Genomic DNA, 13,440 nt, shown 5'->3' with positions numbered 1-13,440 from the left:
TGCGAACCGGGTTGGCGGTTCAGCCGCCAACCGAGGGCTGCTTCTGGCCAGCATCCTGCCGCGAAACATAATCGCGAAAACTGATGCACTCGACATCTGATTTGACGCAGACCTCGCCGGCGAAGCGCTCCAGCGCGTTCCAGTAGGCGCCGTCATTCATCAGCGTAAAATGGAAGCCGAGTTCCAGTGGAATGCGCTTGCCCTGATATTGTTTGTCGAAGGCGGCGCGGAAGGCGTCATAGGTCCGGTCGGCGAACGCGCTCGCCTTGCCCGGCCGCTCGAAGCCGCCGGAATGCCTGACATAGAGATTGTAGTCCATGGCGATCACCGGCCTTGATTTCGGTCCCTCCGGAATCTGCGGCAGTGAAAAACGCATGATGCCGTTGCTGGCCGTCGGCCGGGCTGGTCCTTGTGAAACCGCACTGGCATCGAACTGGTAGCCGGCGGCCGGCAGCGCCTCATAAAGTGCCTTGCTGGTCGACAGATAGGGCGCGCGAAATCCGACAACCGCGTGTCGGGCGAAATCGCCAGCCTTGCGGCTCGGGCACAATGCCGTTGATTGCATAAGCGTTCTCGAGAATATGCTCGAACGACACGAACTCGGTCAGCCAGTCGGCCTTGCTCCAGTCCTTGCCGTCGAAATGGCCGCAGCCGTGGCTGGCGATGTCGTGGCCTTCATGCGCGGCAAGGCTGATCTGTTCGAGCCGCTCAGTCACTTCCTGCTTCGAAGCGGCAAAGCCGATGTTGGATTTGCCAGCCGTTTTGCCGGGCGCCGTGTATTCCCTGCGTGTCTCCGGCGACAACAGGAAGACGCAGGACAAAAAATAGGTGAAATGCGCGCCGGTGCGCTGGGCCAGCGCCCGGCTGCGCTTCCACTGCGAAATGTCGCGCGCGCTGTCGAACGAGATGATGACGACCTGCTTCGGCTTTTCCGGCATTGGCGGTGCGGGCGGATCGGCCAGCGCCACGCCTGCGGTGGCCAGCGAGGCAAGCGAAAACGCTACAAGGCGAGACAAACAAGGCATCGGCAAACGTACAGGCTCCCGGCGATCAACAAGCCGGCTATCCCCGAAATGTGGCGTGGGTGCGATTGGCCTTTTTGCTGGTTTGCCCGGAGCAAACATCCGTTTGCCCCTTGGGAATGGGCGATTTTCCGGCGCAACCCCTTCCATGCCGACAAAATTTCGCTAAAACGCGGGCTCATGAACCGCCCCAGCCCGGGGCAAAAGTGGTTTTGATTGATGTCCGACGACAGTTTTATCCGTGAAGTCAATGACGAGATCCGTCGCGAGCAGGCGCAGAAGCTGTGGGACCGTTTTGGTCCGGCCTTGATCGTCATAGCGGTCCTGGTGGTGCTCGGCACCGCCGCTTTCGTCGGCTACCGCTATTGGGACGAGACGCGCGCCAACCGCTCCGGCGATGCCTTCTCGCAGGCCCTGAAGCTTGCCAATGACGGCAAGAACGACGATGCGCTGGCCGCGCTCGATCAGCTGGAGAAGGATGGCTACGGCGCCTATCCGCTGCTCGCCCGCATGCGTGCCGCCACCGTCAAGGCCAACAAGGGCGACACCGATGCCGCCGTCAAGGATTTCGACGATGTCGCGGCCGACACCGCCATTCCCCAGGGCATTCGCGACATGGCGCGGCTCCGGGCTGCCCTTCTGCTCGTCGATCACGGCTCCTTCGCCGATGTGTCCAGCCGCGTCGAGGCGCTGACATCGGACACCAATACGCTGCGCCACACGGCTCGCGAGGCGCTCGGCCTTGCCGCCTGGAAGGAAGGCAAGACCCAGGACGCGCTCAAACTGTTCGACCAGATCGCCGCCGATGACGGCGCCCCGCGCAACACCCGCGAGCGGGCAACGCTGATGTCCGAATTGATCCGCGGGTCAGGCAGTGCATCGTGACGTTCAAAGTCGCCATCATAGGCAGACCTAACGTCGGCAAATCGACCCTTTTCAATCGGCTGGTGGGAAGGAAGCTGGCGCTTGTCGACGACACGCCTGGCGTCACCCGTGACCGTCGCGTCCATGCCGCCAAGCTCTACGACCTGCATTTCGATGTCATCGACACAGCCGGTTTCGAGGATGCCGGCGCCTCGACCTTGCCCGGCCGCATGCGCGCGCAGACCGAGATCGCCATCCACGAAGCCGACCTGATCTTCTTCACCATCGACGCCAAGTCCGGCCTGCTGCCCGACGACAGGACCTTCGCCGAGATCGTGCGCAAATCCGGCAAGCCGGTCGTGCTGGTCGCCAACAAGGCCGAGGCCAAGGGCGCGCAGGGCGGCATGCTGGAGGCCTGGGAACTCGGGCTGGGCGAGCCGATCCCGGTTTCCGCAGAACATGGCCAGGGCATGCCCGATCTGCGCGACGCGGTGATTGGCGCGCTCGGCGAGGCGCGCGCCTTCGGCGAGGACGAAGAGGGCGAAGACGACGAGATCGCCGCCACCGAGGTGTTGATCGGCGAGGACATTGCCGACCCTGACGCCGAAGACGTGCATAGCTACGACGACACCAAGCCGATGCGCATCGCCGTTGTTGGCCGCCCGAACGCCGGCAAGTCGACGCTGATCAACGCGCTGATCGGCGAGGAGCGGCTGCTGACCGGCCCGGAAGCCGGCATCACTCGCGATTCGATCTCGGTCGACTGGGACTGGCATGGCCGTCGGCTGAAGCTGTTCGACACGGCCGGCATGCGCCGCAAGGCCAGGATCCACGAAAAGCTCGAAGTGATGTCGGTGCAGGATGGCCTGCGTGCCATCCGCTTCGCGGAGATCGTCGTCATCGTGCTCGATGCCACCATTCCCTTCGAGAAGCAGGATTTGCAGATTGCCGACCTGATCATCCGCGAGGGCAGGGCGCCGGTGATCGCCTTCAACAAATGGGATTTGATCGATCATCCGCAAGAGCTTCTGGCGGAACTGCGCGAGAAGACCGAACGGCTGCTGCCGCAGGTGCGCGGCATCCAGGCCGTGCCGGTCTCGGCCGAGACCGGACGTGGCCTCGACAAGCTGATGGATGCCGTGCTGAAGACGCACAAGGTGTGGAACAGCCGTGTCTCGACCGGCAAGCTCAACCGCTGGCTTGAAGCCATACTGGCGCATCATCCGCCGCCCGCCGTCGCCGGCCGCCGGTTGAAGGTCAAATACGTCACCCAGGCCAAGACGCGGCCGCCGGGTTTTGTTGTCCAGTGCTCGCGGCCGGATGCGATGCCGCAATCCTATGTCCGCTATCTCTCGAACAGCCTGCGCGAAGCGTTCGACATTCCGGGCGTGCCGATCCGCATCGCGCTGCGCACCTCCGACAACCCGTTCGCCGGCCGGGCCAAGAAGCGCGGCTGAGCCTCGGCCGCCATCTGGCGTTTTCCCGATCAGGCCACGGCACGCAAGCCGGCAGTCCGCGTATTATCTGGCAATGCTTGCCGCGCCGCCTCCAGCAATATGTCGGCGAGGCGGGCCGCCACCGGCTCGGGTTCGGCATCACTCCGATGCAGGTACAACGCCATTTTGGGCAGCGCCGGCAGGCCGGCGATCTCCGGTGTCATCGCGCTGACGCTTGCCGGCAGGCCGATATCGGTGCGGATCGTCAGCCCAAGTCCAGCGGCGACGGCCGCCCAGATGCCGCCGAGGCTCGGGCTGGAGAAGGCCATGCGCCAGGGCAGGCCGGCGCGGTCGAGCGTTTCCGTCGCCACCGTACGCAACAGGCAGGGCGCTTCGAGCGCCACCAGCGGCAGTGGCTCGCCGTCGCGCAGGCTGGTCTCGATGCGTTTGGCCGGGCCGATCCAGCGCATCGGCACATCGGCGATGTGCTCGCTGTAGGGCAGCGTCTGGCCACAGTGCCAGGCGAGTGCGATGTCGAGGCTCCCTGACATCACCCTTTCTGCGAGGTCGTGGCTACGCCCGATCCTGGCTTCGATCTTGACCTTGGGGTGGGCACGGGCAAAGCGGCCGAGCACGTCCGGCAGCACCGCTTCGCCGAAATCCTCCTGCATGCCGAGCCGCACCCAGCCCTCGAGCTCGACATCATGGATGGCCGCTGCCGCCTCGTCGTTCAGGTCGAGTAGCCGGCGCGCGTAACCGAGCATCGTTTCGCCGGCCTCCGTCAAGGCGAGGCCGCGCCCCGACTTACGGAAGATCGGCGTCGCTGCCTGTTCCTCCAGCTTCTTCAACTGCGCGCTGACCGCCGAGGTCGAGCGGCCAAGCCGGTCGGCGGCCTTGGCAAAGCTGCCCAGCTCCATGCCGGTGACGAAACTCCTGAGAACGTCGAGGTCGAATGTCACGCGCCGCATGGCAAATGTCCTATATTTCGGGATTGATAGTCAAAAACTTCCTGATTTTAAGGATGGATTTATGGCGTTAGAGAGAACCCGTCAAGGCCGGCTTCGCTGGCCCCCACGGGAATGAAGTCATGTCCGCCCTCGTCGACTGCACCGATCAACAGCCAACACAAATCCTGCAGGACAGGGTCGCCAGCCCAGCCGAAGAAGTGTTCAGTCCCGGTCATCGCTGGAAGGTGCTGGGTATAGGCGTCGCAGCGAACGCCAGTTTCTCGGCCACCTTTTCCGGCATACCGGCAACGGCGGTCGTGCTTCGTCAGGGTTATCATCTCAGCAATGCCGAACTCGGCATTGCACTCGGCGTTCTCGGGTTGGGCGTTGCGCTCAGCGAACTGCCCTGGGGCTTGCTCACCGATCGCTGGGGCGATCGCCGCGTGCTGCTGATCGGGCTTGGCGCGACGGCGGCATGGCTCCTTGCCATGGCGATGCTCGTCGTGCCGACAAGGTCAGGTATTCCTGATGTCATGCTCCTGTCCGCAAGCTTGCTCGTCACCGGACTGCTGGGTGGCAGCGTCAACGGCTCGAGCGGCCGCGCCATAATGGGCTGGTTCCGGGAAAACGAACGTGGCTTCGCCATGAGCATCAGGCAGACGGCGGTACCCATGGGCGGCGGCATCGGCGCGCTCGTCCTGCCGTCGCTTGCCCTGGTTTTCGGCTTTTCCGCGGTGTTCGGGCTCCTGGCAGGCGCCTCCGCTCTTTCCGCCGTGTTTGCCTGGCGTTGGCTGCATGAGCCTCCGATGGCGGGTCACGTCGTTTCGCCTGATGTGGCCGGACCGGCGCCGCTGCGCAACATCGAGGTCTGGCGCATCGCAACCGCCATCGGCCTACTCTGCTTTCCGCAGGTGGCGGTGCTCACTTTCGCATCGGTGTTCCTGCACGACTTCGCCGGGCTGGGAACGGCCGCGATCAGTGCGAGCCTCGCCGCGGTGCAGGTCGGCGCCATGGTCATGCGCGTCTGGAGCGGCCGCTACACCGACCGCCACGGCAACCGCCGCCAGTTTCTCCGCTTATGCAGTGCGCTCAGCGCGTTGGCCTTCGCGGTGCTCTGGCTTCTGGTTCTGGCCGCTCCTGCCATGCCAGGCAGCCAGCCCTATCTGATCGCTGTCCTTCCCCTGGTGCTGATTGTAGCAGGCATCTCGGTCTCCGCCTGGCACGGCGTCGCCTATACGGAGCTTGCCACGCTTGCCGGCGCTGGCCATGTCGGAACCGCGCTCAGCCTGGCCAACACCTTTGTTTTCGTCGGCTTCTTCCTGGTGCCGGTGGCCATTCCTGGGTTGCTGCACCTCGGGTCGTGGTCCGGCGTCTGGCTGTCGGCTTCCCTCTGCGCGCTGATTGCCTGGCCGATCTTCCTGCGGCCGGTTGCGCCTCGACCAGCTTGAGACAAGTCAAACCAAGGCGGCCAGCGGCGTATGCTGGGATGAAGGTGCGTGCCTGGACATCGGGAACCGCCTTTTGGCCCAGGCGATGGCGGGTTTTTCCGCCGTTCGATGGAGGATGAACGAAAGGCCAAGGCTCAATATCGCTGCCAAAGTTGTGACTGCTATTGGACCGTAGTGCTTATCGATCTCGTAATTGTAGGCCAGGTTGAAAATGACGATTTGATGAATCATGTAGAATGCGAAACTGATCTCGCCGCAGAAAATCAACGGGCGGCAAGAGAGAACACGCGTCGCCACACCGGATTGGTGCGCAAAGACATAGACCATGGCAGCGAATACCGGATACATCCCATATTCGCGGTACGCGACAGACGCCATGACCGATGCGTGATTGGCGAAGAATTGCGTGATCTCGTCATGCGCACCGGCATAAAGCACCAGGCTGGCGATTGCCGCGATTTGAGCGGACGCCAACCAGCCGGCGGGGATGCGCCGAAGTCTGAACAATTGATAGACGGCTATCCCCGACAGGAATTCCACCATCCGCAGGGGTGGGAAAAGTTGAACGAACGATGCGTCCGTAACGTAGAAATCCAGCCACGGTCGTTCGGAAGAAGGCGGAAATACAGGACCGGGCAAAACCGCCGTGAACGCTAGCAGACCGAGGACGGCAAGGGTCCAGCCGCAAATCACCAGCATGACCTGGTTTGGCCTCAGGATCAGAATGAACGGCAAGATAAGGTAGAAGAATAACTCGACCGATATCGACCATGAGACGCCATTGTAGGCGTAGGCCGTGCCGTAGGTCGGTATCCATGAGCTCTGGAGCGTCGTCGTTAGATATGCGGTGAGAAGGCTTGCCGGTTCATGAAGCGTCACCACGGCAAAAAAGGAACACAGCATGTGGACGGGCCAGAGCCTGAAAAATCTCTGGCAGACAAAGTGTCTTATATCGCGCCAGTCAAGGAAGCGCCCTGCGAAACTGTAGGACAACACGAACCCTGACAGGACAAAGAAGAACGAGACGGCGCATTCCAGATCCATGTTCCGGATGTATTGCGACGCATCGATTCCAAACACCTTTAGATGATGGATGAATATCGCTAGGGCCGCAAAAGCCCGCAAGGCCGTCAAATTATGAAGTTGGGGGCGTCCGGGCGGCCTTATCGAGTTTACGCCGTTTGCGGTTGTAGTGTCCACGACCGTTGCCTCGTCGCTCGGCTTGCGCGGCCGCTGTTTCGAACAGCTCCATTGTGACGCTCGGAATATGGATATCCGGTTAAGTCCGGTTCTAGGAACGCGGATTGGCGGGTATTGCGTCGCCATCCCGCCGCAAAACCGTCCGACTCCGAAACCACGACCTTGAGCCGACTGAGAAAACCCGATCGATCCCGTTAACGTCCCATCAAGGTTAATGCATCATTTTGCTCTCCAGTGGGGTCAGTCGCGTTCCTGGAGAGTTCAGTGCATCGACGTGTGTTGAAGCGGCTTATTGCCGCCGCCGGTGAGAAGAAACGCAGCCTTGTGTCTCCGTTCATCATCGGCCTCGGCATCTGGATCGGCTTCCCGACCGTCGCCGCCTACCAGGATATGACCAGCCTCGTTTCCGGCCTTGAATCGCCGACCGCGCGCTGGAATTCCTATGTCGAGAGATCCGTCGCCGGTTCAGTGCACGCCGCCGAGATGCCGTTCGTCGATTCCGACGTTACCGGTTCGATCTCCGGATCAGGCATTCACCTGGCCGGCGTCGGCAACGTGTCGTTTCGCGGCAAGGGCGGCAAGGTCAGCGGCTCGCCTGACGAGGATCGCGTCGTGCGCGCCGACAAGAAGGGCCGCATCGTCCAGATGTCTCCCGTCGCCCCGCCGAAGAACTTCAACGCCGGTTCTATCTTCCAGCGGACCTCCTCGTTGACGCGGCCGACTATGGACGGCGACCTGAAGATGGCTTTTGCCAAGCCGCAGATCAAAGGCAAGGAAATCCAGATCGCAGCCGCGTTCCATGCGCGCGAGGACAAGAAGCCGGATCCGGGCGTGCCGGCCATGCTTGCCGCCCTGGTCAACAATGACCATCCCGATATTCTGGCGACGGCCTATGCGCAATCCGAGCCGGACTATGCCAAGGCCTCGCCTTTCGAAGTTCTGCTTCAGGACGAAGAGCCCAACAGCGGCCGTTTCATTCCGCCGATGGCCAAGGGTGACCATTGGTGGATCCAGAATCCGCTGCCCGAGAGTGTCTTCTCCAAGAAGGAGCAGGCATGCCTGGCCAACGGCATCTACTTCGAGGCGAGAAGCGAATCCGTGCGTGGCCAGGCTGCCGTCGCCCAAGTCATCCTCAACCGCGTCCGCAATCCGGCCTATCCGAATTCGATCTGCGGCGTTGTCTATCAAAACGACAGCTGGTTCAACCGCTGCCAGTTCTCCTTCGCTTGCGACGGCAGGAAGAAGCGCATCGACAGCCCGGTCGCCTACAAGACCGCGCAGGACATTGCCATGGCGGTCACCGCCGGCAAGATCTTCATCCCGGAGGTCGGCTCGTCGACCCATTACTACGCCCAATACGTCCACCCCGGTTGGGCGCGCACGATGCAGAAGATGACCAAGATCGGCCTGCATATCTTCTATCGCACCTATGGCGGTGGCTGGAGCTGAGGGCTCGTCAGCCGCCGGCCTTTTTGGCCCACCGCAAGCTTGATCAGGAAGCCATTGCACAGAGGATTCGGGCGCCGTATCCATGTCCGCATGACGGGCACGATGTCGCACCTCACTAATTATCTGATTTCATTGCGTAAAATACATGACAATGAACTTCCGCCCGTGGCTTGACGGGCGCAAACCCTCTAACTATGTTGCCGGCGACTTTAGAAGCGGACGGACGGTGACGGTCTGACCGGGCAGGGGGGTTGCGATGGCCGACAAGAATGGGCCAGACGGAACCGGAGAAACCGGCCCCGGCAAGCAGCATGAAGCCGACATCCGTGACGACGATCTTGAGCGACGTCGGCGTGAACTTGAAGCATCGCTTGCGACAAGGTTGCCGAACCGGCTCGAGGGGAAAGACGACGCGAAAGCGGGCAGTGCGGCCGGTTATGGCCAGGCGGTCAAGCTCTCCAGCGAATTTATCGCTGGCGTGGTGGTGGGCGCGGGCATCGGCTGGATCATCGACCGTATGGCGGGGACATCGCCGTTCGGTCTGATCGTTTTCCTGCTGCTTGGTTTTGGCGCCGGCGTGCTCAATGTCATGCGCTCCGCAGGCGTTGTGGCAGAATTCGGACAGGGCGACAAATCACGCTCTGGCCGGAACGACAGCAAATAGCCGCTGACAGGCGGCAATGATAATTTGGCCGTACGCGGCATTGACGGGGTTAGAACGTGGCAGCTGACAAGGTCGATCCGATCCACCAGTTCCATATCATCAAGCTGATTCCGATCAACATCGGCGGCTACGACCTGTCTTTCACCAACTCCGCGCTGTTTATGGTCGCGACGGTGGTCGTTGCGGCCGGGTTCCTGTTCCTCACCACGTCGAGCCGCAGCCTTGTTCCTGGCCGGCTGCAGTCGGTCTCCGAGATGGCCTACGAATTCGTCGGCAACATGTTGCGCGACGCCGCCGGCACGCAGGGCATGAAGTTCTTCCCGTTGGTATTCTCGCTGTTCATGTTCGTGCTGGTGGCCAATCTGCTTGGCTTGTTCCCCTATTTCTTCACCATTACCAGCCACATCATCGTCACCTTCGGTCTGGCAATCCTGGTGATTGCCACCGTCATCGTCTACGGCTTCATGAAGCATGGCCTTGGCTTCCTGAAGCTGTTCGTGCCGAAAGGTGTGCCTCTCGTGATGATGGTGCTTGTCGTTCCGATTGAGGTGATTTCCTTCGTATCGCGCCCGGTGAGCCTTTCTGTTCGTCTGTTCGCCAACATGCTCGCCGGCCACATCACGCTGAAGGTTTTTTCGGGGTTTGTCGTCAGCCTGAGCGCGCTTGGTGCGCTTGGCATTGCGGGTTCGATCTTGCCTCTGGCTATGGCGGTGGCGTTGACGGCGCTGGAGCTGCTCGTGGCGCTCTTGCAGGCTTACGTGTTTGCAGTGCTGACCTGCATGTATCTGAACGACGCCCTGCATCCTTCGCACTAATTAGAATTTCCGGCGAAGTTGCCGGATGGAATCGCAACGGAATTTTAGATCCAAAGGAGTTGAACAAATGGACGCAGAAGCAGCAAAGTACATCGGCGCCGGCATCGCTTGCCTGGGCATGGGTGGCGCGGGCATTGGCCTGGGCAACATCTTCGGCAGCTATCTCTCGGGCGCGCTGCGCAACCCGTCGGCTGCTGACGGCCAGTTCGGCCGTCTGATTTTCGGCTTTGCCGTGACCGAAGCTCTGGGCATCTTCTCGCTTCTCATCGCGCTTCTTGCACTGTTCAAGTAAGCCTTGCGCCATCTGGTCCGACGCCTCGGCGTTCGGGTCTGAATTTCGGGGATAGTCCATGTTCGTGACATCTGCCTTTGCGCAAGAGTCCGCGCCTGCCACAACGGAAGGCGACACGCATTCCGCTACCGGCGTGCCTGCGGAAGCACACGGCGCGTTCCCGCCATTCGATCCTGCGACGTTCCCGTCGCAGCTTCTGTGGCTGGCGATCACGTTCGGGCTGTTCTACCTGTTCCTGAAGCGGGTCGTGATGCCGCGCGTCGGCGGCATCATCGATGTCCGCAACGACCGCATCAGCAAGGACCTCGACCAGGCGAGCAAATTGAAGGGCGAGGCCGACGCCGCGGTTGCTGCTTACGAGCAGGAACTGGCGGAGGCCAAGAAGAACGCCAATTCGATCGGCCAGCAGGCGACCGACGCGGCTAAGGCTGAAGCCGACACCGCGCGCAAGAAGATTGAGGCGGCTCTCGACCAGAAGCTTGGCGAGGCCGAGGCACGCATTGCTTCCATCAAGGCCAGCGCCATGAAGGAAGTCGGCGGGATTGCCGAGGACACCGCTTCGGAAATCGTCGAGGCATTGGTCGGCGGCAAGGCCAGCAAGGCCGAGGTCGCGGCTGCGGTCAAATCCGTGGCCCGGTGAGGAGCGCATCATGGACGCCACATCTCTTGCAACGCTCTGGGCAACGATAGCCCTCATCATTTTCCTGGGCGTCGCCATCTACATCAAGGTGCCTGGCATGATCGCCAAAGCGCTCGATGCCCGCGCCGCGAGAATCAGCAATGAGCTCGATGAAGCACGCCGTCTGCGCGAAGAGGCCCAGCAACTGCTTGGCCAGTATCAGAAGAAGCGCAAGGAAGCCGAGCAGGAGGCTGCCGACATTGTCGCTGCGGCCAAGCGTGAAGCCGAAATGCTCGCCGCGGACGCGCACAAGAAGACCGAAGACTATGTTATCAGGCGCACCGCGCTTGCCGAGCAGAAGATCGGTCAGGCCGAGCGTGATGCGATTGCCGAAGTGCGCGCCAGCGCCGTCGACATCGCCGTCGAGGCCGCCCGCGCGCTGCTGGCTGCCAAGGTCGACGTCAAGACTGGAGCCGACCTGTTCAAGGCTTCGCTCGCGGACGTGAAGGCCAAGCTGAACTAGGCTGACAGCATTTGAAAATCAAAAAGCCGCCCGGGCAACCTGGCGGCTTTTTTATTGGGCGTTGACGCCAACGCAGCCGATCTCCCCCACAAGGGGGAGATCGGCTGTCGCCGCTGCTTTCGCCAATCTCCGAAGATAACGCCGTCGCTTCAATCCAGTCCGGCAAGGCCCTCTTCCTCAACGACCTCAGCCCCGCCCAGCCTGAACGGCGCAAACGAAACCCGGTGCAGCCGCGCCACTGGGCCATGCGCCTCGATCGCCGTGCGATGCCGGACCGTCGCATAGCCCATATGGACCTCGAAGCCGTAGCGGCCGTGATGGTTGCCGCAGCCGCACATCATGCGGTCGCGCATCACCTTGGCAACGATCGAGGCGGCGGCGATCGACTGTGAGCGCTGGTCGCCCTTGATCAGCGCGCGGCCCTCGCAAGGCAGCCCTGGTGGCACATCGCGTCCGTCGGCGAGCGCGAGCTTCGGCCGGACCGACAGCCCGACCAGGGCGCGCCGCATCGCTTCGAGGCTCGCCTTGAGGATGTTGCTGCCGTCGATACCCTCGGCGCTGATCGAAGCCATGGAAATCGCCTGCGCCGAGCCAAGAATGCGCAGGAACAGCGCTTCGCGTTGCAAATGGCTGAGCCGTTTGGAATCGTCGAGGCCTTCGGGAATGTTGGCGGGGTCGAGCACCACGGCCGCGGCGACCACCGGCCCGGCCAGCGGACCACGGCCGGCCTCGTCCATGCCTGCGACCGGCCACAAGCCCTCGGCCATCGCCTTCGTCTCGAAGGAGAAATCGGGTTTCTCGACGATTTCGAAGAGAAGCGGAGAATCGGAACGCGCGCGAGCCATGTTGCGGCGAGGTTCGCATCGGCTCCGATTCTCCGCAAGTCCCTCCGGGTCGGGTGGGGCGCCGGACCGGGAGGGCACCGTCTGCAGGCCGGGGCAGGCCGGACGGGATTCTTTGCCGTGGCGGTCAAACCGCCGCGGCGAGTTGCAATCTCAGAGCAGCATCAGCTGTTCCTGGTCTTTTCCGGCGGCGACGAACTGGTCGGTGCGCAGCGTGCGCCGCTCGGCATTGAGGCCGAGCCGCTTGGCGGTGATCTCGAAGCGGCGGCCGATCTGCCAGGCGTAAGGACCAGCGCCCTTCATGCGCTTGCCCCATTCCGAATCGTAATCCTTGCCGTCGCGCATCGAACGGATCAGCGACATCACGTGACGGTAGCGATCGGGATAGTGGCGCAACAGCCAGTCCTTGAAGATCGGGCTGACCTCCAGCGGCAGGCGCAGAATGACATAACCCGCCTCGCGCGCGCCGGCGGCGCGCGCCGAATCAAGGATGCGTTCCATCTCCTGGTCGGTGAGGCCGGGGATGATCGGCGCCACCATCACCGAAGCTGGAATGCCGGCATCCGAGAGCTGCCGGATCGCTTCCAGCCGCTTGGTCGGCGTCGACGCGCGAGGCTCCATGGTGCGCGCCAGCATGCGGTCCATTGTCGTCACCGACAGCGCCACCTTGGCCAGTCCGCGCTCGGCCATGCGCGACAGGATGTCGATGTCGCGCGTTACCAAAGCGGATTTGGTGACGATGCCGACCGGATGGCCACGCGCTTCCAGCACTTCGAGGATCTCGCGCATGATCCGGTACTGCTTCTCGATCGGCTGGTAGGGATCGGTGTTGGTGCCGATGGCGATGGTGCGCGGCTGGTAGCCGTCCTTCGACAGTTCCTTGTCGAGCAGCCGCGCCGCATCCGGTTTGGCGAACAGCTTGGATTCAAAATCCAGGCCCGGCGACAGGCCCATGAACGAATGCGTCGGCCGGGCAAAGCAATAAACGCAGCCATGCTCGCAACCCCGATAAGGGTTGATCGACCGGTCGAAGGAGATGTCTGGCGATTCGTTGCGGGTGATGATGGTGCGCGGCTTTTCCACCTGCACCTCGGTCTTGAACGGCGGCAGTTCCTCCAGAGAATTCCAGCCGTCATCGAAGACATGTCGGCTGACCGGCTCGAACCGTCCCGACGGATTTATGCCCGCCGACCGGCCGCGATTGCGATCCGGACGGACACGCACGCCACTCTGCTCAATCATCGCATTGGCCATCTCGGCGCGTCCTGCTCCGAAAGCTGCAATGTCTGCGCGCACGATCTGTTCCATCTTTGCCCGCT

Annotated in this window: 13 protein-coding genes and 1 pseudogene; 9 read left to right on the top strand and 5 right to left on the bottom strand. The window is 62.3% G+C overall.

From position 1 onward, the window contains the following. Window positions 1–19 precede the first annotated feature (19 nt). A pseudogene (locus A3A9_RS41105) lies at window positions 20–1,025 on the bottom strand (polysaccharide deacetylase family protein). Window positions 1,026–1,241: 216 nt separating this feature from the next. On the opposite strand from A3A9_RS41105, the gene A3A9_RS0107645 reads away from it, so the two are divergent. Together A3A9_RS0107645 and der are read left to right on the top strand one after the other, a co-directional pair. Next, on the top strand, window positions 1,242–1,907 hold the full coding sequence (locus A3A9_RS0107645; protein ID WP_027058251.1) for a tetratricopeptide repeat protein: 666 nt from the start codon (window positions 1,242–1,244) through the stop codon (window positions 1,905–1,907). Beyond that, entirely contained in the window at window positions 1,904–3,343 is a 1,440-nt protein-coding gene (gene der / locus A3A9_RS0107640; protein ID WP_027058250.1) for a ribosome biogenesis GTPase Der, read from the top strand. The genes A3A9_RS0107645 and der overlap by 4 nt, the downstream gene beginning before the upstream one ends. Before the next feature lie 29 nt (window positions 3,344–3,372). Here der and A3A9_RS0107635 read toward each other — a convergent pair whose 3' ends face one another. After that, window positions 3,373–4,290 (bottom strand): LysR substrate-binding domain-containing protein, encoded by a 918-nt coding sequence (locus A3A9_RS0107635; RefSeq protein WP_027058249.1) that lies wholly within the window; start codon window positions 4,288–4,290, stop codon window positions 3,373–3,375. Between the two features lie 119 nt (window positions 4,291–4,409). Here A3A9_RS0107635 and A3A9_RS0107630 point away from each other — a divergent pair, with 119 nt between their 5' ends. After that, on the top strand, window positions 4,410–5,717 hold the full coding sequence (locus A3A9_RS0107630) for an MFS transporter (protein WP_027058248.1): 1,308 nt from the start codon (window positions 4,410–4,412) through the stop codon (window positions 5,715–5,717). Window positions 5,718–5,723: 6 nt separating this feature from the next. On the opposite strand, the gene A3A9_RS0107625 is transcribed toward A3A9_RS0107630, so the two are convergent. Continuing rightward, window positions 5,724–6,917, bottom strand: a complete 1,194-nt coding sequence (locus A3A9_RS0107625; RefSeq protein ID WP_161634485.1) for an acyltransferase family protein — start codon at window positions 6,915–6,917, stop codon at window positions 5,724–5,726. A 264-nt stretch (window positions 6,918–7,181) separates the two neighbouring features. Here A3A9_RS0107625 and A3A9_RS0107620 point away from each other — a divergent pair, with 264 nt between their 5' ends. The 6 genes from A3A9_RS0107620 to A3A9_RS0107595 all read left to right on the top strand — a co-directional run bounded on the left by A3A9_RS0107620 (window position 7,182) and on the right by A3A9_RS0107595 (window position 11,279). Then, window positions 7,182–8,366, top strand: a complete 1,185-nt coding sequence (locus A3A9_RS0107620) for a cell wall hydrolase (RefSeq protein ID WP_027058246.1) — start codon at window positions 7,182–7,184, stop codon at window positions 8,364–8,366. Between the two features lie 256 nt (window positions 8,367–8,622). Beyond that, the gene (locus A3A9_RS0107615; RefSeq protein ID WP_027058245.1) at window positions 8,623–9,030 is read left to right on the top strand and encodes an AtpZ/AtpI family protein; all 408 of its coding nucleotides are present in this window, start codon (window positions 8,623–8,625) and stop codon (window positions 9,028–9,030) included. Between the two features lie 56 nt (window positions 9,031–9,086). Then, entirely contained in the window at window positions 9,087–9,845 is a 759-nt protein-coding gene (locus tag A3A9_RS0107610; protein ID WP_027058244.1) for a F0F1 ATP synthase subunit A, read from the top strand. Between the two features lie 67 nt (window positions 9,846–9,912). Further along, window positions 9,913–10,137, top strand: a complete 225-nt coding sequence (locus A3A9_RS0107605; RefSeq protein WP_027058243.1) for a F0F1 ATP synthase subunit C — start codon at window positions 9,913–9,915, stop codon at window positions 10,135–10,137. A 58-nt stretch (window positions 10,138–10,195) separates the two neighbouring features. Beyond that, the gene (locus tag A3A9_RS0107600; protein WP_027058242.1) at window positions 10,196–10,777 is read left to right on the top strand and encodes a F0F1 ATP synthase subunit B; all 582 of its coding nucleotides are present in this window, start codon (window positions 10,196–10,198) and stop codon (window positions 10,775–10,777) included. A 10-nt stretch (window positions 10,778–10,787) separates the two neighbouring features. Further along, the gene (locus A3A9_RS0107595; protein ID WP_027058241.1) at window positions 10,788–11,279 is read left to right on the top strand and encodes a F0F1 ATP synthase subunit B; all 492 of its coding nucleotides are present in this window, start codon (window positions 10,788–10,790) and stop codon (window positions 11,277–11,279) included. 149 nt (window positions 11,280–11,428) lie between these two features. On the opposite strand, the gene A3A9_RS0107590 is transcribed toward A3A9_RS0107595, so the two are convergent. After that, complete coding sequence (locus A3A9_RS0107590) at window positions 11,429–12,124, bottom strand: ribonuclease HII (protein ID WP_027058240.1); 696 nt, start codon at window positions 12,122–12,124, stop codon at window positions 11,429–11,431. A gap of 150 nt (window positions 12,125–12,274) precedes the next feature. Then, entirely contained in the window at window positions 12,275–13,429 is a 1,155-nt protein-coding gene (locus A3A9_RS0107585) for a PA0069 family radical SAM protein (RefSeq protein WP_027058239.1), read from the bottom strand. Window positions 13,430–13,440 lie beyond the last annotated feature (11 nt).

The sequence above is a fragment of the Mesorhizobium loti CJ3sym genome, assembly GCF_000472785.1.
Classification (GTDB): Bacteria; Pseudomonadota; Alphaproteobacteria; order Rhizobiales; family Rhizobiaceae; genus Mesorhizobium; species Mesorhizobium loti_E.
The sequence above is the reverse complement of the archived record's forward strand: the minus strand, read 5'-3'. Positions and strand labels throughout refer to the sequence as shown.

Coding starts and splice junctions, on each gene's coding strand:
- A3A9_RS0107605 (WP_027058243.1), top strand. CDS start 9,913: ATGGACGCAGAAGCAGCAAAGTACATCGGCGCCGGCATCGCTTGCCTG.
- A3A9_RS0107635 (WP_027058249.1), bottom strand. CDS start 4,290: ATGCGGCGCGTGACATTCGACCTCGACGTTCTCAGGAGTTTCGTCACC.
- A3A9_RS0107645 (WP_027058251.1), top strand. CDS start 1,242: ATGTCCGACGACAGTTTTATCCGTGAAGTCAATGACGAGATCCGTCGC.
- A3A9_RS0107585 (WP_027058239.1), bottom strand. CDS start 13,429: ATGGAACAGATCGTGCGCGCAGACATTGCAGCTTTCGGAGCAGGACGC.
- A3A9_RS0107595 (WP_027058241.1), top strand. CDS start 10,788: ATGGACGCCACATCTCTTGCAACGCTCTGGGCAACGATAGCCCTCATC.
- A3A9_RS0107600 (WP_027058242.1), top strand. CDS start 10,196: ATGTTCGTGACATCTGCCTTTGCGCAAGAGTCCGCGCCTGCCACAACG.
- A3A9_RS0107630 (WP_027058248.1), top strand. CDS start 4,410: ATGTCCGCCCTCGTCGACTGCACCGATCAACAGCCAACACAAATCCTG.
- A3A9_RS0107590 (WP_027058240.1), bottom strand. CDS start 12,124: ATGGCTCGCGCGCGTTCCGATTCTCCGCTTCTCTTCGAAATCGTCGAG.
- A3A9_RS0107615 (WP_027058245.1), top strand. CDS start 8,623: ATGGCCGACAAGAATGGGCCAGACGGAACCGGAGAAACCGGCCCCGGC.